The organism is Erwinia sorbitola, from assembly GCF_009738185.1.
Taxonomy (GTDB): domain Bacteria; phylum Pseudomonadota; class Gammaproteobacteria; order Enterobacterales; family Enterobacteriaceae; genus Erwinia; species Erwinia sorbitola.
Map to the genome: position 1 here is coordinate 4393329 of NZ_CP046509.1, position 19495 is coordinate 4412823.

At 53.2% G+C, this 19495-nt stretch carries 19 protein-coding genes; 5 read left to right on the top strand and 14 right to left on the bottom strand.

What is annotated here, in order from left to right; genetic code table 11:
* Positions 1 to 81: 81 nt before the first annotated feature.
* A complete protein-coding gene (gene fre / locus GN242_RS19895; protein ID WP_154754517.1) occupies positions 82 to 783 on the bottom strand; it encodes an NAD(P)H-flavin reductase in 702 nt (233 codons plus the stop codon).
* Positions 784 to 828: 45 nt separating this feature from the next.
* On the bottom strand, positions 829 to 2313 hold the full coding sequence (gene ubiD / locus GN242_RS19900) for a 4-hydroxy-3-polyprenylbenzoate decarboxylase (RefSeq protein WP_154754516.1): 1485 nt from the start codon (positions 2311 to 2313) through the stop codon (positions 829 to 831).
* 352 nt (positions 2314 to 2665) lie between these two features.
* Here ubiD and rfaH point away from each other — a divergent pair, with 352 nt between their 5' ends.
* Complete coding sequence (rfaH, locus tag GN242_RS19905) at positions 2666 to 3154, top strand: transcription/translation regulatory transformer protein RfaH (RefSeq protein WP_154754515.1); 489 nt, start codon at positions 2666 to 2668, stop codon at positions 3152 to 3154.
* 38 nt (positions 3155 to 3192) lie between these two features.
* Here the strand turns inward: rfaH and tatD are convergent, their stop codons facing one another.
* From tatD to udp, 9 genes are all read right to left on the bottom strand, one after another.
* Positions 3193 to 3972: a 3'-5' ssDNA/RNA exonuclease TatD gene (gene tatD, locus GN242_RS19910; RefSeq protein ID WP_154754514.1), complete on the bottom strand. Its 780-nt coding sequence runs from the start codon at positions 3970 to 3972 to the stop codon at positions 3193 to 3195.
* Positions 3973 to 4053: 81 nt separating this feature from the next.
* On the bottom strand, positions 4054 to 4815 hold the full coding sequence (tatC, locus tag GN242_RS19915; protein ID WP_154754513.1) for a Sec-independent protein translocase subunit TatC: 762 nt from the start codon (positions 4813 to 4815) through the stop codon (positions 4054 to 4056).
* A 2-nt stretch (positions 4816 to 4817) separates the two neighbouring features.
* The gene (gene tatB / locus GN242_RS19920; protein ID WP_156288089.1) at positions 4818 to 5351 is read right to left on the bottom strand and encodes a Sec-independent protein translocase protein TatB; all 534 of its coding nucleotides are present in this window, start codon (positions 5349 to 5351) and stop codon (positions 4818 to 4820) included.
* 3 nt (positions 5352 to 5354) lie between these two features.
* Positions 5355 to 5606: a twin-arginine translocase TatA/TatE family subunit gene (gene tatA / locus GN242_RS19925; protein WP_062748656.1), complete on the bottom strand. Its 252-nt coding sequence runs from the start codon at positions 5604 to 5606 to the stop codon at positions 5355 to 5357.
* A gap of 119 nt (positions 5607 to 5725) precedes the next feature.
* A complete protein-coding gene (gene ubiB / locus GN242_RS19930) occupies positions 5726 to 7363 on the bottom strand; it encodes a ubiquinone biosynthesis regulatory protein kinase UbiB (protein ID WP_154754512.1) in 1638 nt (545 codons plus the stop codon).
* Positions 7360 to 7965: a ubiquinone biosynthesis protein UbiJ gene (gene ubiJ / locus GN242_RS19935; protein ID WP_154754511.1), complete on the bottom strand. Its 606-nt coding sequence runs from the start codon at positions 7963 to 7965 to the stop codon at positions 7360 to 7362. The genes ubiB and ubiJ overlap by 4 nt, the downstream gene beginning before the upstream one ends.
* A 12-nt stretch (positions 7966 to 7977) precedes the next feature.
* Positions 7978 to 8733, bottom strand: coding sequence for a bifunctional demethylmenaquinone methyltransferase/2-methoxy-6-polyprenyl-1,4-benzoquinol methylase UbiE (gene ubiE / locus GN242_RS19940; protein ID WP_154754510.1), 756 nt, complete (start codon positions 8731 to 8733; stop codon positions 7978 to 7980).
* A 74-nt stretch (positions 8734 to 8807) separates the two neighbouring features.
* On the bottom strand, positions 8808 to 10343 hold the full coding sequence (gene rmuC / locus GN242_RS19945) for a DNA recombination protein RmuC (protein WP_156288090.1): 1536 nt from the start codon (positions 10341 to 10343) through the stop codon (positions 8808 to 8810).
* A gap of 306 nt (positions 10344 to 10649) precedes the next feature.
* Positions 10650 to 11411, bottom strand: coding sequence for a uridine phosphorylase (udp, locus tag GN242_RS19950; RefSeq protein WP_154754508.1), 762 nt, complete (start codon positions 11409 to 11411; stop codon positions 10650 to 10652).
* Between the two features lie 304 nt (positions 11412 to 11715).
* Here udp and GN242_RS19955 point away from each other — a divergent pair, with 304 nt between their 5' ends.
* Positions 11716 to 12552, top strand: coding sequence for a dienelactone hydrolase family protein (locus tag GN242_RS19955; RefSeq protein ID WP_154754507.1), 837 nt, complete (start codon positions 11716 to 11718; stop codon positions 12550 to 12552).
* Between the two features lie 60 nt (positions 12553 to 12612).
* On the opposite strand, the gene metE is transcribed toward GN242_RS19955, so the two are convergent.
* Positions 12613 to 14886, bottom strand: a complete 2274-nt coding sequence (metE, locus tag GN242_RS19960) for a 5-methyltetrahydropteroyltriglutamate--homocysteine S-methyltransferase (RefSeq protein ID WP_156288091.1) — start codon at positions 14884 to 14886, stop codon at positions 12613 to 12615.
* A gap of 268 nt (positions 14887 to 15154) precedes the next feature.
* Here metE and metR point away from each other — a divergent pair, with 268 nt between their 5' ends.
* Both metR and GN242_RS19970 read left to right on the top strand, forming a co-directional pair.
* On the top strand, positions 15155 to 16093 hold the full coding sequence (gene metR, locus GN242_RS19965) for an HTH-type transcriptional regulator MetR (RefSeq protein ID WP_154754505.1): 939 nt from the start codon (positions 15155 to 15157) through the stop codon (positions 16091 to 16093).
* Between the two features lie 150 nt (positions 16094 to 16243).
* The gene (locus tag GN242_RS19970; RefSeq protein WP_154754504.1) at positions 16244 to 16714 is read left to right on the top strand and encodes a YehS family protein; all 471 of its coding nucleotides are present in this window, start codon (positions 16244 to 16246) and stop codon (positions 16712 to 16714) included.
* A 78-nt stretch (positions 16715 to 16792) separates the two neighbouring features.
* Here the strand turns inward: GN242_RS19970 and yigL are convergent, their stop codons facing one another.
* Entirely contained in the window at positions 16793 to 17593 is an 801-nt protein-coding gene (gene yigL, locus GN242_RS19975) for a sugar/pyridoxal phosphate phosphatase YigL (protein ID WP_154754503.1), read from the bottom strand.
* Positions 17594 to 17656: 63 nt separating this feature from the next.
* Positions 17657 to 18649 (bottom strand): lysophospholipase L2, encoded by a 993-nt coding sequence (gene pldB / locus GN242_RS19980; RefSeq protein ID WP_154754502.1) that lies wholly within the window; start codon positions 18647 to 18649, stop codon positions 17657 to 17659.
* A gap of 194 nt (positions 18650 to 18843) precedes the next feature.
* On the opposite strand from pldB, the gene rhtB reads away from it, so the two are divergent.
* A complete protein-coding gene (gene rhtB, locus GN242_RS19985) occupies positions 18844 to 19467 on the top strand; it encodes a homoserine/homoserine lactone efflux protein (protein ID WP_154754501.1) in 624 nt (207 codons plus the stop codon).
* The last annotated feature ends 28 nt before the right edge of the window (positions 19468 to 19495 follow it).

The window sequence follows — 19495 nt, forward strand, 5'->3', positions numbered from 1 at the left end:
TTGCTAAAATTTACCGCCTGTCAGGGGCGGTTTTTTTATGCAGGCCGGGAAGACAAGGGGCAGCCTGGCTGCCCCCAGAGGTCAGATAAAGGCAAAAGCATCGCCAAACATACGAGCTTCCTGTGCGCCACGTTCGGCACAGAAGCGTTCACGAGCGATTTTGGCCATCTCGAAACGACCGGCAATGTAGATATCATGGTTAGCCAGAGAACCATAATCTTGCATCACGGCGGTGAGAACCGTTCCGTTACGTCCGGTAAAACCCTCTTCAGGCTGCTCAACAACCGGAATGACTTTCAGGTTGTGATGCTTAATGGCCAGAGCATTTAATTCGTCCAGATCGTACAGATGCTTCAGCTCACGCCCGCCCCAATAGATGGCAATGTGGCGGTCTGGCTGCTGTGACAAGGCTGTCAGCAGAATGGAGCGTGCATAGGAGAAACCTGTGCCGCCAGCAATCAGCACCAGAGGACGCTCGCCCTCTTCACGCAGCCATGCTTCCCCGTGAGGAATATCCACGGTGATCTGGCGCTGCTGCTGGATACGCTCCATCACTGCCATCGCATAAAGGTTGAGTTCAGAAGCCCCGATATGCAGTTCAATAATGTCTTTTTCCATTGGCGTTGATGCCAGCGAGAAAGGGCGCTTATCTCGCTCGTCCATCACCACCATCAGATACTGACCCGCACGGAAACTGAAGTCTGCTTCCGGAATCATACGTACGCGGTACACGGTATCGGTAATAGCCTCTACTGAGGTCACTTTACAGCTTAAGGTTGTCATGCGTTCCCTCTGTCGGGTCGTCATTATCGTTTGACCGCCAGCGCATCAGCGCGCCGGTGTATCACTCAAGATGCCTAACTCATCCCAAATCGCATCAATGCGAGCGGTAACGGCTGGATCCTTACGGATCGGCGTACCCCATTCGCGCTGCGTTTCACCTGGCCATTTATTGGTTGCATCCAGCCCCATTTTTGACCCCAGTCCGGAAACCGGCGAGGCAAAATCGAGGTAGTCGATCGGCGTATTTTCAATCAGAACCGTATCACGTGCCGGATCCATACGCGTGGTAATTGCCCAGATAACATCATTCCAGTCACGCGCATTAATGTCATCATCGCAAACGATAACAAATTTGGTATACATGAACTGACGCAGGAACGACCAGACGCCCATCATGACGCGTTTAGCGTGCCCGGCATACTGTTTCTTAATCGTCACTACGGCCAGGCGGTATGAGCACCCTTCCGGTGGCAAATAGAAATCAACAATTTCCGGAAACTGCTTTTGCAGGATCGGCACAAAGACCTCATTTAACGCCACGCCCAGCACCGCAGGTTCATCCGGTGGACGCCCGGTAAAAGTAGAGTGATAAATCGCATCACGACGCTGCGTAATATGCGTGATGGTAAACACCGGGAAGTCATCTACTTCATTATAGTAGCCGGTGTGGTCACCGTAGGGACCTTCCGGCGCCATCTCACCCGGATCAATATAACCTTCCAGCACAATTTCAGCACTGGCAGGCACTTCCAGGTCGTTAGAGACGCACTTGACCACTTCCGTTTTTGTACCGCGCAACAGCCCGGCAAATGCATATTCCGAAAGCGTATCAGGCACTGGCGTAACCGCAGCAAGAATGGTTGCCGGATCGGCGCCCAGCGCTACAGAGACAGGGAAACGTTCACCCGGATGCTGCTGGCACCAGTCCTGGAAATCCAGCGCGCCGCCACGATGAGAAAGCCAGCGCATAATCAGCTTGTTCTTGCCGATAACCTGTTGGCGGTAAATACCCAGGTTCTGCCGCTCTTTCAGCGGTCCACGGGTCACCGTCAGGCCCCATGTTACCAGCGGTGCAGCATCGTCCGGCCAGCATTTCATTACTGGAATACGGCTCAAATCGACCTCATCCCCCTGCCAGATTTGCTCCTGGCAAGGAGCGCTGCGTAGCCGCTTGGTTGGCATATTCAACACCTGCTTCCACTGCGGCATTTTATCAAAGAAGTCGCGGAAACCACGCGGCGGCTCCGGCTCTTTAAGGAATGCCAGCAGGCGGCCTACGTCACGCAGTGCTTTAACATCCTCCTGGCCCATGCCCAGCGCCACGCGATCCGGGGTGCCAAAAAGATTGCAAAGAACCGGCATACTGTAACCCTTCGGATTTTCAAACAGCAGCGCAGGGCCTCCGGCACGCAGCGTGCGGTCGGCAATTTCGGTCATTTCCAGATCGGGATCGATCTCGTGTTTGATGCGTTTTAATTCCCCACGCTTTTCAAGCAGAGAAAGGAAGTCGCGTAAGTCGTGGTATTTCATGACTTTCCATCAGTACGGTCAGTGAGAGGGCCATTATAGTGCCGATCCACCGCTCAGGCTAAGTTTTGTTACTCAGTTTAACCGCTGGCGGAGTGCAAAACCCGTTAGCCCGGCTTATTACTGTCCCGCTGACCAGTGTGGAGTAATAAGGATAAGGCCTGATTGATTGTGCCGAGGGCAGATGAGAGAAAAGAAGCTCGTCGATCCGATAATTACTGCTATTTTAGAGTTATCGTATTACTGACTGTCTTAACCAGGCGGTGGGTGAAAACGGACTGATGCCGCCAATCTCGCTATATCTCTAAGAGCGATTTTGCTATCCTTATCGACCAGATAATTGGAAAGCGATGTTATGGAATCCTGGTATTTACTTTACTGCAAACGAGGTCAGTTACTGCGCGCAAAAGAGCATCTTGAGCGCCAGGCTGTGCATTGCCTCAGCCCGATGATTGCTTTAGAGAAAATGGTTCGTGGCAAACGTACCCGGGTGAATGAGCCGTTATTCCCTAATTATCTGTTTATTGAATTTGACCCGGAATCTATCCATACCACGACTATCAGCGCGACGCGTGGCGTCAGCCATTTTGTTCGTTTTGGTAATCAGCCTGCCACTGTTCCACTGGATGTCATTGTTGCTTTGCAAAGCGATCCGACTGAAGCCGTCACTGACAGTGAACTTCCTCAGCCGGGTGATGCAGTGATTATTATCGAAGGGGCATTCGAAGGATTACAGGCAATATTTTCCGAACCGGACGGTGAAGCCCGGTCGATGCTGCTTCTGAACTTATTAAATAAGCAGGTAGTACGTAGCGTGGGCAACCGCCAGTTTCAGAAGCTATAACGCATCCTTATTCAGGAGCAATAGCGCCTGTCGCAGAATCAGATACGAAATAATTTCCGCGCATTCAGCGCCGTTTTCTCTGCCAGTTCGTCAGCATCCTCCCCGCGCAATAGCGCTACCTGTTGCACAATATGCGGTAAAAAGCAGGGTTCATTGCGTCGCGATGCCGGACGAGGATGCATATCTCGCGGCAGCAGCCAGGGCGCATCCGTCTCCAGCAGCAGGCGCTCTGCCGGGATTAATGGCATCATTTCACGTAGCGCCTGCCCTCTGCGCTCATCGCAGACCCAGCCGGTAATACCGATAGATAATCCCAGGGCCAGGCAGGCTTCCAGCTCGTCACGCGTCCCGGTAAAGCAGTGCAGCACCGCCGCAGGTAGCTTCGGCAGCCACGGCGTGAGGATCTCAATAAACCGCTCATGGGCCTCGCGGCAATGCAGAAATACCGGCAGCGACAATTCAGCGGCAAGAGCCAGCTGGGCATTAAAAGCATAAGCCTGTTGTTCCGGCTCAGAGAAATTGCGGTTGAAATCAAGACCACACTCCCCGATAGCCACCACCCGTTCATTTTCTGCCAGACGGCGCAGCGTGGCGGCAGTCTCACCTGACCACTCGCTGGCATGGTGAGGATGAACGCCAGCGGTTGACCAGCAATAACCCGGATGCTGCTGTGCCAGACTACAAGCCTGCTGGCTTTCCAGCGCGTTTGTGCCAGTAATCAACATGCCGGTGACACCCGCTTCACGCGCACGTTTAACCACCTTCTCGCGATCTTTCGCGAACTGCGTGCTGGTCAGGTTTACCCCTATATCAAACATAGTTTCTTCCATACAGTAACCGCCCTGACGGGCGGTTAATTTATTCAGATTGTTCTGCCAACGGCAGCTGCTCGCGTATCGCTACTCTGATTCCTGCTCTTCATCGTCATCTTCATCGCGTCGGTTTTTGCCAACATAGAAGCGAGAAACAAAGACGCCTAATTCAAACAGGCAGTACATCGGGATAGCCAGCAGCGTCTGCGAGAAGATATCCGGCGGTGTCAGCAGCATACCAACTACAAACGCACCAACCAGTACATAAGGGCGCTTCTCACGCAGATCTTCCGGCGTTGTCACCCCTGTCCAGCACAGCAGAACAATGGCAATCGGTACTTCGAAAGACACACCAAACGCCATAAACAACGTCATCACGAAATCGAGATAGTTATTAATGTCGGTGGCAATCTGTACCCCCTGTGGCGCGGTCTTGGCAAAGAAACCAAACGCCAGCGGGAACACAATAAAGTAGGCGAAAGCCATCCCCAGGTAGAATAGGAATGAACTGGAAAACAGCAGCGGCATAACCAGCTTGCGCTCATGGCGATAGAGCGCAGGAGCCACAAATGCCCAGACCTGGTAGAGGATTACCGGCACGGAAAGAAACAGCGAGACGATGATCGTCAGCTTAATCGGCGTAAAGAACGGCGATGCCACGTCCGTGGCTATCATGCTGGCCCCGGCCGGTAATTGCTTGATCAGCGGCGCTGAGACGATGTGGTAAATGTCGTTAGAGAAATAGACCAGACAGAGAAAAATAACCAGAACAGCGATGATGCTGTTCAGCAGGCGTTTACGAAGCTCAATCAGATGACTGATTAGCGGTTGGGTATCATCAACAGCCATGTTTAACGTTCATCGCTTGTTTGTCCAGGGGGTACGGATGCACGCGGAGCAGCAGGTGCTGGCGGCTCGTTACGATCGGGCTGAGGCGAAGAGGCGGACTGCGTTACCGTTACAGGAGTCTGTGCCGGAGCGCTGGCATGATGATCCGCAGCCGCTGGCGTTACACCATCATGCGATTCCTGCGGATCTTTCACTAACGGATTGTGAATAGTATGCGCTTCGTCATCAGCTTTTTCATTTTCGCCCAGGTAAGAGCGCTTCATGGAATCAGCTGTTTGCTTCAGCTCCTCTACCGACGCTTTCAGCTCAGGAGAGAGACTGTCTTTGCTGGCCTGCTCGATTTTCTTCAGGCCATCTTGCAGCTCCTGAAGCTTCAGCTCCTGGGCCAGCTCGTTCTGTACGCTGGTTGCCAGAGAACGCAGCGCCCGAATCCAGCCCATCACAGTTCTGACTGCTACGGGTAAACGTTGCGGGCCCAGTACCACCAGGCCTATAACGAATACCAGTACCAGCTCACTAAAGCCTATGTCGAACACGGATTATACCTTGTCGTTCTTGACGTCTTCTTTCTTCGCTTCTGTATGCTGTTGGTCAGCCAGTTTGGCATTGAAATCAGCATCGTTAGCATTCGCTTTGTCTTTCTCTTTGTCATCTTCATCACTCATCGCTTTTTTAAAGCCTTTGATTGACGAACCGAGATCGGAACCCAACGAACGCAGTTTCTTGGTACCGAACAACAGAACCACCAGTACGGCGATGATCAACAAGTGTGGAAGTGTAATGCCACCCATTATTACCTCTGATATCAATAATTGATGCGGGTTTCGAGTATATAACAGCTTACGGCTTAGTTACGATGCGGAAACCACACCCCCTGCGCAATAAACTGTCTATTTACCTTTCATGACAATCAGTTTGTTCTGCGCCAGCCAACCAGCCAGGCTACGGCCCCTGCTGCCATCAGGCCCGCAGAGAGCATATCCCATTCAGGGCGCGACAGCAGAATCGCTGTGCCACTAAGCAGTAATGTTGCCCCGACGCCAAACAGATAACGCGATTGATGCTGCTTTGCGCGCTCTCCTTTCAGATCGTTAGCCAGCCGATCCACGCTGTGCCGCAACTGCTTATGCTGACGCAGGCTGTCATAAAACAGCTCCGGCAGCTCCGGCAATTTTTCTGCCCAGAACGGCGCTTTCTCTTTCAGCGCACGTACGATGGCAGGAATACCTACCTGATCTTTAATCCACTCTTCAAGGAATGGTTTAGCCGTTTTCCACAAATCCAGCTGCGGATAGAGCTGGCGGCCTACGCCTTCTACATAGAGCAGAGTTTTCTGCAATAGTACCAGCTGAGGCTGAACTTCCATATTAAAGCGACGTGCCGTGTTAAACAGGTTAAGCAGCACATGCCCAAATGAAATTTCTGCCAGCGGTTTTTCGAAAATCGGCTCACACACGGTGCGAATGGCGAATTCAAAATCTTCCACATTGGTATCCGGCGGTACCCAGCCAGAATCAACGTGTAGCTCGGCTACCTTGCGATAATCACGATTGAAGAAGGCGATAAAGTTTTCGGCCAGATAGCGCTTATCTTCTTTATTCAACGAACCAACAATGCCGCAGTCAATGCCGATATATTGTGGATCTTCCGGGTGTTCATAGCTGACGAAAATGTTACCCGGATGCATATCAGCATGGAAAAAGCTGTCACGGAACACCTGGGTAAAGAACACCTGAACACCGCGTTCAGCCAGCAGCTTCATATTTACGCCGTGCTGTTCCAGCGTGACCACGTCGGAGATCGGAATACCGTAAATACGCTCCATCACCAGCATATTTTCGCTGCAATAGTCCGAATAGATTTCCGGTACATACAGCATCCGGCTCTGGTCGAAGTTGCGTCTTAGCTGGATGGCATTCGCGGCTTCGCGCAGCAGATTCAACTCGTCGAGCAGTGTTTTTTCATAGTCGGCCACCACTTCACGTGGACGCAGGCGGCGACCATCAGGGAGCAGGCGCGGCACCCAGCGGGCAAGACGGTAGATCAGCCGCATATCTGCTTTGATTACCGGCAGAATGTCCGGACGGATCACTTTGATCACCACTTCACGGCCATTCTCTTTTAGCGTTGCTGTGTGAACCTGAGCAATAGAGGCCGAGGCCAGTGGGACAATATTAAAGTCATCGAACTGAGTGTCGATAGGCGCACCCAGCGACTGCTCAATCAGCTTGAGTGCTTTAGCACCATCAAATGGCGCAACACGATCCTGCAACATGGCTAACTGATCGGCGATCAACGGCGGAAACAGATCCCGGCGCGTCGACATCATCTGACCAAATTTAATCCATACTGGCCCTAACTGTTCCAGCGCCAGTCGTAAGCGCTCGCCAAGCGGTTTATCTTTATGGCGATTTGGCATCCAGAACAGGCATTTCCGCCCCAACCGCAGTGGCAGAGTCAGGCGCATTTTGGGAATCAGTTCATCCAGCCCGTAGCTGAGGAAAACGCGAATAATCAGGTAAAGACGACGTAGTTCACCGAAGGTCATTTGGTCTCCAACTGGCTGAGGCGAGCATCCAGCGCATCCAGTGAGCGGGTGAGCGCATCGACTTCTTCTGCAAACCAGGCAAGCTCAAGCGAACCAGGAGCCAGACGCCACTCTTCCGTCAGCGTTTGCGACAGATAGCTCTGCTTACGCTGCACATCGCGGCGAACTGCGTTAAAACCACGGCGGGCAAATTGAGTGATACCCTGAGCGGCGATATCACCCGTCCAGGGAGCCAGATACTCAGCCGGATCCAGTTCAGCCAGATCCAGCAGGGCGGAAAACTGCTGCACCACTTGCAGATCGCCTTCTACCTCCAGTTCACCGCTGCGAATAAGCGAAGTGAGCTGCTGGCGGTCACGCAGTTTTGACAGCGTGGCAAAGCGCGTTTTTACCGTACAATCCGGTGTATCACTCCATTCACCAATGACGTCAACCTGCTGTTCACTGAAGATAAAGATGAGCGGCTGCTTAAGTTCAGCCAGAACGATTGCCAGGCTGCGTCCGTTGAGACGCTGACGCGCCGCCTTCAGGCCACGATCGCGGTACAGCAGATGGTTAAGCGCGGTCTCCAGACTGGCGGTTAATAGCGGCGTTAATGTCATTCGTTTCCCTGCTTAAAACTTAAATCCGCGGTGCAAGGCAACAATGCCGCCCGTCAGATTGTGATACGTGGTGTTTTCAAAACCAACATCGTTCATCATCTGCTTCAGGGTTTCCTGATCGGGATGCATACGAATAGATTCTGCCAGGTAGCGATAGCTGCCTGCATCCTTCGCGACCATTTCGCCAATGCGCGGCAGGATATGGAATGAATAAGCATCGTAGGCTTTGCTTAATGGCGCGAATTGCGGCTTGGAGAACTCCAGCACCAGCAGACGTCCGCCCGGCTTCAGTACGCGGAACATAGAGGCCAGTGCTTTCTCTTTTTCAGTCACATTACGCAGGCCGAAAGCGATGGTGATGCAGTCGAAGTAGTTATCGGGAAACGGCAGTGCTTCGGCATTCGCCTGCACATAGCTAACGTTACCGATGATGCCTTTATTACGCAGCTTTTCGCGGCCGACTTTCAGCATTGAGCTGTTGATATCTGCCAGTACCACTTCACCGGTTTCACCCACCAGGCGTGAAAATTTCGCCGTAAGATCGCCAGTACCGCCAGCCAGATCGAGAACGCGTTGCCCACGGCGCACGCCGCTGGAATCAATGGTAAAACGCTTCCAGATGCGGTGAATGCCGAATGACATCAGGTCATTCATCAGGTCATATTTTGCCGCAACGGAATGGAAAACATCAGCAACCATATCGGCCTTTTCGTCTTTCGCAACGGTGCGATAGCCGAAGTGGGTTGTGTCCTTTGATTCATCTGCCATTTGTTTTGCCTGCTCTACAATCAAATATTTGCCAAGTGTACCAGAGTCACGCAGGCCAGGCACTGACCGTACGCTTATTCATTGATGCGACGAGGTGTTGCATCCGGCGAAAATTCCGTCTTTTCCGCAGGCGGTATATCATCGTCTTCATCGGCCTCGTCGTCAGCCTCTGGCAATGCCTGTTCCACCAGCCTGGGGTTAATCGGGCGTTTTACTTCCACCCCCATCTGGCGAAAACCTTCGGTCTGGGCGATCAAATTCCCCCGACCTTCAGACAATTTTTTCATCGCCTGACGGTAGCTATCCTGAGCTTTATCAAGGTTCTGACCGATGGCACTCATATCATCCACAAACAGACGCATCTTGTCATAAAGCCTTGCTGCGCGGTCAGCTATTCGCTGGGCGTGGCGGCTTTGGTGCTCATAGCGCCACAGGTTATTAATGGTGCGCAGTGCCACCAGCAGCGTCGTCGGGCTGACCAGCATGATGTTCTGGTTAAGCGCCTCATTGATCAGCTCCGGCTGCCTGTCGATAGCCAGCAGGAAGGCCGGTTCAACCGGGATAAACATCAACACATAATCCAGCGAGCGTAAACCGGGTAATTGTTGGTAATCTTTACGACTCAGCAGACGTAAATGCCCGCGAATGGCCGCAATATGGTCGGTAATAGCCAGCTCACGCGCGGCTTCGTCCTCACCGTTGAAATAGCGCTCGTAGGCCACCAGCGTCATTTTCGCGTCAATGACCACATCCTTACCCTGCGGCAGACGCACAATCACATCGGGCTGCATTCTTCCGTTCTGCTCAAGCTGAATGTTGACCTGGGTTTCGTATTCATGACCTTCCCGCAAGCCTGAAGCTTCCAGCACACGGCTGAGGATCACTTCCCCCCAGTTACCCTGAGTTTTGTTATCGCCTTTCAACGCTTTGGTAAGATTAATCGCTTCCTGTGCCATTTGGGCATTCAACTGTTGCAGGTTGCGTATTTCATGGGCAAGCGTGTGTCGCTCACGTGCTTCCTGACCAAAACCTTCCTGAACCTGACGACGGAATCCCTCCAGCTGTTCACGCAGCGGGGTGATCAGGCCGTGCAGGCTTTGACGGTTTTGCTCATCCACCCTGCGGCCGCTGTTTTCAAAAATACGGTTTGCCAGATTTTCAAACTGCGCGTTAAGACGCTGTTCACTGTTGACCAGCAGCCGCTGCTTCTCTTCCGCCGCCATGCGCGTCTCTTCAAGACGGATGGTGACCTCGCGCAGTTCGGCCTCCTGCGAGGCATTGATCTCCAGCTGATTACGCAGCTCGCGCGTTAACTGCTCGGTTTCACTGCGCCAGTGATCAAGATGATGAAGCTTCTCTCCGGCCGCCGCCAGCGAACCATGCAGCTGGCGCAGCTCCTGCTCATTCTGTTTTTGCGTGAGGAGTAGCGCATCAAGCTGCTGCTGCTGGCGCTGACGCTCAGATCCGGCCTGCTCTACCGACTGCTGAAGCAGACGCCGTTCAGTTTCACCATTTGCCAGCTGCTGCTGGCTGCGGATCCCTGCGATTAACCACCCCGCCAGTAAACCGACCAGACCAGAACCTACGCCGTATATGACTGTTGCATCCACCCTGCTTCTCCTGATCAAACCCTATACCCAAAATAATTCGAGTTGCTTGTAGGCGGCAAGCGAGTGAATCCCCGGGAGCATAGAAAAACTATGTGACCAGGATGAGTGAGCGCAGCCAACACCCAAGCAGCTTGAAGTATGAAGGGCTTAACAGGGCAAAAATAGAGGCGCACTGTATGAATGTCCAGATAAAAAATTACGAAGTGAAAGGCACTGTGAGAATTGTCGCGGAGGATCTGAATTTAATGACAGCGGATGAAGGGGGTTGCAGGCCGCGCGTGAGCACGGCCGACAGAGTAAGAAAGCTTAGATCAGACGACGGGCAGCATCGACAACGATCTTCACCGCATCGCTTTCGGTGCGTTTCATGGTTTCCGCATCAGGGATTTCCTGCTGGGTACGGTTCACAATCACTCCGGCTACCATCCCGGCACGCAGCCCCTGGCTGGCACACATGGTAAGCAGCGTGGCTGATTCCATCTCATAGTTCAGCACGCCCATCTGCTGCCACTCTTTCATCGAGTTCTGGAAGCGGCTGACCACACGTCCGGAGAAGGTGTCGTAACGCTCCTGGCCCGGGTAGAAGGTATCCGACGAAGCGGTAACACCAATATGGGTGGTGGCTCCCGCCGCTTTAGCCGCCTCAACCAGCGCAGTGGTACAGGTAAAGTCAGCCACAGCAGGGAACTCCAGCGGAGCAAAGTGCAGGCTGGCACCATCAAGGCGCACAGAACCCGTAGTGACCAGCACGTCACCGACGTTGATGTTCGGCTGGATGGCTCCGGTGGTGCCGACGCGCAGGAAAGTACGCACGCCCAGCTGCGCCAGCTCTTCGACGGCAATAGACGTGGACGGGCCACCGATGCCGGTTGAGCAGACTATCACTGATTTACCGGATAATTCGGCACGCCAGGTGGTAAATTCACGGTGCGAAGCCAGATGAACCGGATTGTCCATCAGGGCGGCAATTTTCTTCACGCGCTCCGGATCGCCCGGCACGATCGCCAGCGTGGCGCCCTGAAGATCAGCTTTCGTTAAGCCAAGGTGAAAAACATCAGACTGTGCCATTTCAAACTCCTGTAACGGGAAACGGGGGATAGTTAACTCACTATTATAGTAAGCAAGTCAGCGGAATTTTTATGTGATTAACATCGACAATACAAATGAAAGTTGCATTAATTACATTAGTAACAGTGACATTCGTCACATTATCATATGTATTCTGGTCACTTTCACACCCCAGGCTCTGTGGTTCAGGCTTATCTGGTGTTATGAGATCCTGAGGCGACGCCTGCCCCATCGCATTCCTGGCTATAGTTAAAACCTGAATGCCGATCGTCTATGCGCATGCACGGAGAAGAGGGAGAAGAGAATGAAAACCGACGATAACACGACGCAAGAATTGAGCAATAAAGGCTTTGCGCCCGCGACGCTTCCCACCGCAGCGACTACGATAACGACTGAGAGCGCAGATATTCTGTCGGGTGAAACCTCGATTCCCACCCAGGGTGAGAATATGCCTGCCTTCCATGCTAAACCACGCCATGCTGAGGGGCTGTTGCCGGTAGTGCTGGTGATTCAGGAGATTTTTGGGGTTCATGAACATATCCGCGATATCTGCCGTCGCCTTGCCGCTGAAGGCTATCTGGCGGTGGCACCTGAGCTTTACTTCCGTCAGGGCGATCCTGCTGATTATACCGATATCCCCACTCTTTTTAAGGAACTGGTGAGCCAGGTGCCGGACAGTCAGGTACTGGCCGATCTTGACCACGTGGCTAACTGGGCCGCGCGTCACGGCGGTGATATGCGCAATATGGCTGCCACCGGTTTTTGCTGGGGCGGGCGGATTACCTGGCTGTATGCCGCGCACAATCCGCAGCTGAAAGCCGCCGTTGCCTGGTATGGCAAACTGGTGGGTGAAAAAACCATGAAGCAGCAGAAGCAGCCGGTGGATATTGCGGTGGATCTTAATTCACCCGTTCTGGGCCTCTACGGCGGTAAGGATGAGAGCATCCCGCTGGATAGCGTGGAGACCATGCGTCATGCCCTGCGGGCGGCGAATGCCGACGCGGAAATTATTGTTTATCCCGATGCCGGGCATGCCTTTAATGCCGACTATCGCCCAAGCTATCACGCTGAGTCGGCCCGGGATGGCTGGCAGCGAATGCTGGCATGGTTTAAACAGTATGGCGTTGCGCCAAAAGCATAAAAAAAGGGGTGCCAGGCACCCCTAATAAGCACTACACAATTACATCAACAACACAGAGAATTATGCTTTTTGTGCGTTGCGCAGGTTCTGCGCCGCTTTAACCATATTCGCCAGCGCCTGGCGAGTTTCCGGCCAGCCGCGCGTTTTCAGACCGCAGTCTGGATTCACCCACAGACGCTCAGTCGGGATACGTTTTGCCGCTTTCAACAGCAGCGCTTCCATCCACTCCACGCTCGGAACGTTTGGCGAGTGAATGTCATATACGCCGGGACCGATTTCATTCGGGTATTCGAACTCCTCAAACGACTCCAGCAGTTCCATATCAGAACGCGAGGTTTCAATGGTGATCACGTCAGCATCGAGTGCAGCGATCGAATCCATGATGTCATTGAACTCGCAATAACACATATGGGTGTGAATCTGTGTGTCATCCTGCGCTACAGCGGCATTCAGACGGAAAGCATCCACCGCCCACTCCAGATAAGCAGCCCAGTCAGAGCGGTGCAACGGCAGGCCTTCACGCAGTGCAGGTTCGTCGATCTGGATGATACCGATTCCGGCTTTTTCCAGGTCTTCCACCTCATCTCGCAGTGCCAGTGCAATCTGTTTGGCGATAGTTTCACGTGATACATCTTCCCGCGGGAAGGACCAGCACAGAATGGTTACCGGGCCTGTCAGCATGCCTTTGACCGGTTTGTCGGTCAGTGACTGAGCGTACTTCGCCCACTCAACGGTAATCGCTTCCGGACGGCTAACGTCACCGATAATGACCGGTGGTTTCACACAGCGTGAACCGTAGCTCTGTACCCAGCCGTTCTGCGTGAAGATGAAACCATCCAGGTTTTCACCGAAATACTCCACCATGTCGTTACGTTCAGCTTCACCGTGTACCAGTACGTCCAGCCCTAAGCGCTCCTGCTCAACAATCGCCTGCTTGATATGTTCAGCAATGCCGGTACGGTAGTTTTTGCCATCCAGGCGACCCTGTTTAAAATCAAGGCGCAGGCCACGGATTTCAGTGGTTTGCGGGAATGAACCAATGGTGGTGGTAGGCCAGGCAGGCAGATGGAAACGCTGACGCTGGGCTGCTGCACGCACCTGATAGCTATTGTTGCGCTGGCTGTCTTTAGCGGTAATCGCTGCCAGACGCTGGGCCACTGCCGTGTTGTGTACGCGGGTGGAGTTTTTGCGGGCACGGATTGGCGCACTCCACGCTTCGAGTGATGCCGGATCGTTATTGTTCAGCGCATTGCTCAACAGTGACAGCTCTGCACACTTTTGCAGCGCAAAGGCAAACCAGCTTTTCACTTCGTCATCAAGACGGGTTTCAACGCTGAGGTCGATCGGGCTGTGCAGCAGTGAACAGGAAGAACCGATCCACAGCTGCTTACGTGCTCCAACCAGGGGTTGCAGACGCTCAAACCAGCTGCTCAGATCCGCACGCCAGACGTTACGGCCATTAATGACACCAACGGACAGCAGCCAGTTTGCCGGTACTTTGCTGTTCAGCACAGCGATATCATCTTTACCGTGAACCAGGTCGACGTGCAGACCCTGTACCGGCAGCGCAATAATCGTGTCAATGTTCTGACCAATGCTGTCGAAATAGGTGGTCAGCAGCAGTTTGGTCTTACCTTGCAGCGCATCGTAGGCTGGTTTGAACGCCGCCTGCCACTCGGCAGGCAGTTCCAGCGCCAGTGCTGGCTCATCAATCTGCACCCATTCGATATCACGCTTAGCCAGTTCAGCCAGCACCTGCTGGTAGACCGGGAGAATGTCTTTCAGCAGACTCAGGCGATCAAACTGATCCCCTTTGACTTTGCCAAGCCACAGATAAGTTACCGGGCCAAGCAGCACAGGCTTCACTTTATGACCCAGCGCCAGCGCTTCATCGACTTCATCCAGCAGCTGTGTCCAGGTCAGTTTGAACTGCTGACCCTGAACAAACTCCGGCACCATATAGTGATAGTTGGTGTTAAACCATTTAGTCATTTCTGCCGCTGCGGCGGGTTCACCGGTCGGCGCACGTCCACGGCCAAGGCGGAACAGGGTATCGAGGTCAACTGAGCCATCTTTATTCTGGTGACGCGCAGGCACGTTACCCAGCAGCAGGCTGGTGGTGAGTACGTGATCGTACCAGGCGAAGTCGCCTACCGGCAGCAGATTCACGCCAGCATCTTTCTGCTGTTGCCAGTGGCGGGCACGCAGCTCCCGGCCGGTTGCCAGTAGATCTTCCTGGCTGGTGGTGCCAGCCCAGTAGCTTTCCTGCGCTTTTTTCAGTTCGCGACGCAGACCAACGCGGGGAAATCCGAGAGTATGGTTCAGAATAGTCATCAGTTGTGCCTCGTTTAATTATTCTTTGCCGGATCGATCAGAGCCAGCTGATATAAGTGTTGTTGTCAGTTTGCATAGGGCCGTGCAGAAGAAGCGGAGCGTACTTACACTTAAGTAGGCGGATATTCTGAGCACAGCCGGGAGGAAAAATGACCATCAAACTTATCAGCGGAGTCATTTAGCCATCCAGATGTTTACACCGCTATAATGTGCAGGTACTGTATTATCCACAAGCGCAATATGTTCATTGTCGATGTGAAGGATTCTCATGATTGAACTTAAACACCTGCGAACGTTGCAGGCACTGCGAACGACAGGTTCGCTCGCGGCGGCGGCTGCCCAGCTTCATCAAACGCAGTCAGCGTTATCTCATCAGTTCAGCGACCTGGAGCAACGTCTGGGGTTCCGGCTGTTTGTGCGTAAAAGCCAGCCGCTGCGTTTCACGCCGCAGGGAGAAGTCTTACTGCAGCTGGCTGAACAGGTGCTGCCACAGATCCAGCAGGCGCTGCAGGCCTGTCACGAGCCGCACCAGACCACGCTGCGCATCGCCATTGAATGCCACAGCTGTATTCAGTGGCTGACCCCGGCGCTGAACAATTTCCGTAAGAGCTGGCCACAGGTAGTGATGGACTTTAAATCAGGGGTGACATTTGACCCTCAGCCCGCCCTGCAACAGGGAGAGCTGGATGTGGTGCTGACCTCCGATATTTTGCCGCGCAGCGGGCTGTTCTATTCGCCAATGTTTGATTTTGAAGTGCGCCTGGTGTTGGCTCCCGACCATCCGCTGGCGCAGAAAAACCATATTTCCCCAGAGGATCTGGCCAGTGAAGTGTTAATGATTTATCCGGTTCAGCGTCAGCGACTGGATATCTGGCGTCATTTCCTACAGCCAGCAGGCGTCAGCCCGGCGCTGAAAAGTGTTGATAACACGCTGCTTCTTATTCAGATGGTGTCAGCTCAGATGGGGATTGCTGCCCTGCCACACTGGGTAGTGGAGAGTTTTGAACATCAGGGGCTGGTGGTAACCAAATCGCTGGGTGATGGTCTGTGGAGCCGCCTGTACGCGGCAGTACGCGACGGCGAACAGCGTCAGCCGGTGGTTGAGGCCTTTATTCGGTCGGCGCGCCAGCACGCCTGCGATCATCTTCCACGGGTACGCGACGCTTCACTTCCCGGAGTTCCTCACCCCTCGCAGACACCAACCTGACGTTGCCCCCGTCTGTTAACGCTGGCGCTGTGTTAACAGGCAGGCATGAAATAGTGATTCAGTTGCGCGCACGCCGCTAACGCAGATGCAGCCTGAGGGATGAAGGGTTATACTGCGCCCACTGCAATTGTTTCACTATAGAGAGTCCCTATGACCAATAACGATGTCCTGCGCAGCGTGCGTTACATGCTGAATTTAAGCGATGCTAAAGTTGTAAGCATTCTGGCGCTGGCAGAGAGCGAAGTAACAGAAGCCGAAGTGCACAGCTTCCTGAAAAAAGAGGATGAAGCCGGCTATCGCCCCTGCCCTGATGTCATCATGGGTTACTTTCTGAATGGTTTGATTTTTGAACGTCGCGGTAAAAGCGAAGATGCACCAGCGCCATCCATCGAACGCAAGATGACCAACAACATCATCATGAAGAAGCTGCGCGTTGCCTTCGACCTGAAAACTACCGATATCCTGGAACTGCTGAAAAACGCTGATTTCGCGGTTGGGCAGTCAGAGATTGGCGCTATTTTCCGGAAACCAGGCCATAAAAACTACCGCGAATGCGGCGATCAGATCCTGCGTAATTTCCTTAAAGGTCTGACGATGAAAATTCGTCCACCAAAAGCGTAAGCGATCCCTGACTTAAAACACTAATCAACCTCGGGGCCGATCTGAAAACGACCAGCCTGAGGTTTATTTTCACCAGAATTAAACTCCGAACAACTCACGTAGATAGTGAGGCACGGCCTGGTCAGCATTTGACCCAATCACTTCCAGCTCCGGCAGGATATCCTTCAGGCGCTGATGAGAGTTCTGCATAATGCAGCCTTTACCCGCCATACTCAGCATCTCTTTATCATTCATGCCGTCACCAAATGCGATGCACTCCTTTAGCGAGTAGCCGAGGGATTTTGACACCGCATCCAGCGCATGGCCTTTGGAAACGCCGCCCGCCATCACTTCAAGACAGGTTGGCAACGAGAAGCTGACGTTAACCCGGTCACCCCAGCGTGCTATCAGAGCCTGCTCCAGAGGGATCAGCAGTTCTGGTATCGCACAGGTGAAGAACACTTTACTGATACCGTCCGTCGCCAGCTGACCCGGCTGATAGATCTGATAGTTAAAGTCAGATTCACGGAAGAAATCCATCTCTTCTGGACGATGGCGGTTGAGGAACCACTCTTCATCGCGGTATACGTTGGTAAAGATATCAGGGTTAGCGTGCTGCATGCCAAACAGCTCAAGTGCGATATCTTCATCAAGATTATGGCTGAACACCAGCTCACCCGCCGTATTGTGCACACGCGCACCATTCGAGGTAATCATATAAGCGTCGATGCCCAGGCTATCACGCATCTGTGCCACATCGATATAATGGCGGCCAGTAGCAAAAACAAAATGAATGCCTTTACGGGTGAGTAACTGTAGCGTTTCGCGGGCAAAAGCAGAAAGCGTGTGGTCTGGTGACAGCAGCGTGCCATCCAGGTCTGAAGCAACAATAGGGTACATAACACCTCTGGTTAAGATTTTTGGCGGGCAAACAGCACCCGCCGGCAACGTAATTCTGCCCGCTCAGGCGTGGCGGGCATAAAACTCCAGGATAGCTTCCAGCGCTACGGCACGCATACTGTCTTTTTCAAACAGGATCTCATGGCGCGCTCCTTCAATAATCATCGGCCCGCCACCTTCACAAGGCTGGCCCGCCGCTACCATCGTCTGGCAAAACAGATCCTGAGCGCGGTTATCCACCACTTTATCTTCCGCAGCCTGGAGCAGCAGCAGCGGCGTCGATATCTGAGCCGCCTGGCTTAACACGCTGTGTCCGGCCCGAACCCCTTCTCTCACCCAGTGATAAGTGGGGCCACCCACGCGCAGGCCGGGGTCGTCAGCATAGAACCGCAGGTTACGGCGGTAGCGCTCGCGGCTGTGGGTCAGTTCGTTGATAGCGAACGGGCGCGCATACCATTTTCCCGTACCAAGCGCATAGCCTTCACGCACTGCCGGATATTTTTCTGCCCAGTTCAGGATGGAATTTGCCATCCAGAATGGCATTGGCAGGAAGATGCCAAACATTGGTGACGCCAGCGCCACTGCATCAAACGCCGCAGGCTGGCGAGCCAGCATCAGCGCCAGTATCGCTCCCCCCATTGAATGGGCCAGCGCGTAGCGATGACGATAGTGACGGGCGACAATCTCTTTCAGATAGAGCGTTTCGAGATCGTCGACATAATCTTCAAACTCAACGACATGACCACGATGAGAATCTTGCAACAGGCGGCCAGATCGCCCCTGTCCGCGATGATCGATAATGATCACATCATAACCGCTATGAAACAGGTCATAAGCCAGTTCAGGATATTTCACATAGCTTTCGATACGCCCCGGGCACAGCAGTATGACTTTATCGTGTTGCGGTGAGATGAAACGAACATAGCGGATCGGTACGTTTTCAACACCGGCAAACTCGTCTTCTTCCCGTAACTTCCAGAAATCCAGCAACGGGCCTGTAGCAAACGCCGCAAAGGCCTTTTCACGTGTCGACCAGTTGTGCTTATGGTGTTCCATCAGATTCATTTCCAGAAAGTTGTACCCTTCATACTCCAGGTTCCCTTATGGGGCCTATTTTGGTGCCTGTGCATTGGCGGCAACTCGAATTCTACAGGTCATATGCCTTAAAAAAAGAGGGAAGGTTCCCCGTAGCGCAGCATTCAACAATAACGTATTGTGTCACAATTGAGCGTTTTTCGGGAGTCTTACCCATGACCATCGAGTGGTGGCTGACCTATCTTTTAACAACCAGTATCTTGAGTCTCTCCCCGGGTTCAGGGGCCATCAATACCATGAGTACAGGTATCAGCCACGGTTATCGCGGTGCCGTTGCGTCAATTTCCGGTCTTCAGGTTGGTTTGTCGCTGCATATTATGCTGGTTGGGATTGGGCTGGGCGCACTGTTTTCCCAGTCGCTGCTGGCCTTTGAAATACTCAAATGGGCGGGTGCTGCATACCTGGTCTGGCTGGGTATTCAGCAGTGGCGCTCTGCGGGTGCCATCGACCTCAATGCGGTGGCAAAAGCGATGCCGCGCCGCAGGCTGTTTAAACGCGCTGTGCTGGTGAACCTGACCAACCCTAAAAGCATTGTGTTTCTGGCGGCTCTTTTCCCACAGTTCATCCTGCCCCACCAGCCGCAGGCGATGCAGTATCTGGTGCTGGGCGTCACGACAGTGGTAGTAGATATTATCGTGATGATTGGCTATGCCACGCTGGCCACGCGTATTTCCGCATGGATTAAAGGGCCGCATCAGATGAAGTTACTTAACAGAATTTTTGGCGGACTATTTATTGCCGTGGGTGCACTGCTGGCTTCGGCACGCAGAATCGCTTAACAGTAAGGGCGAGGCGCTCCTCGCCAAT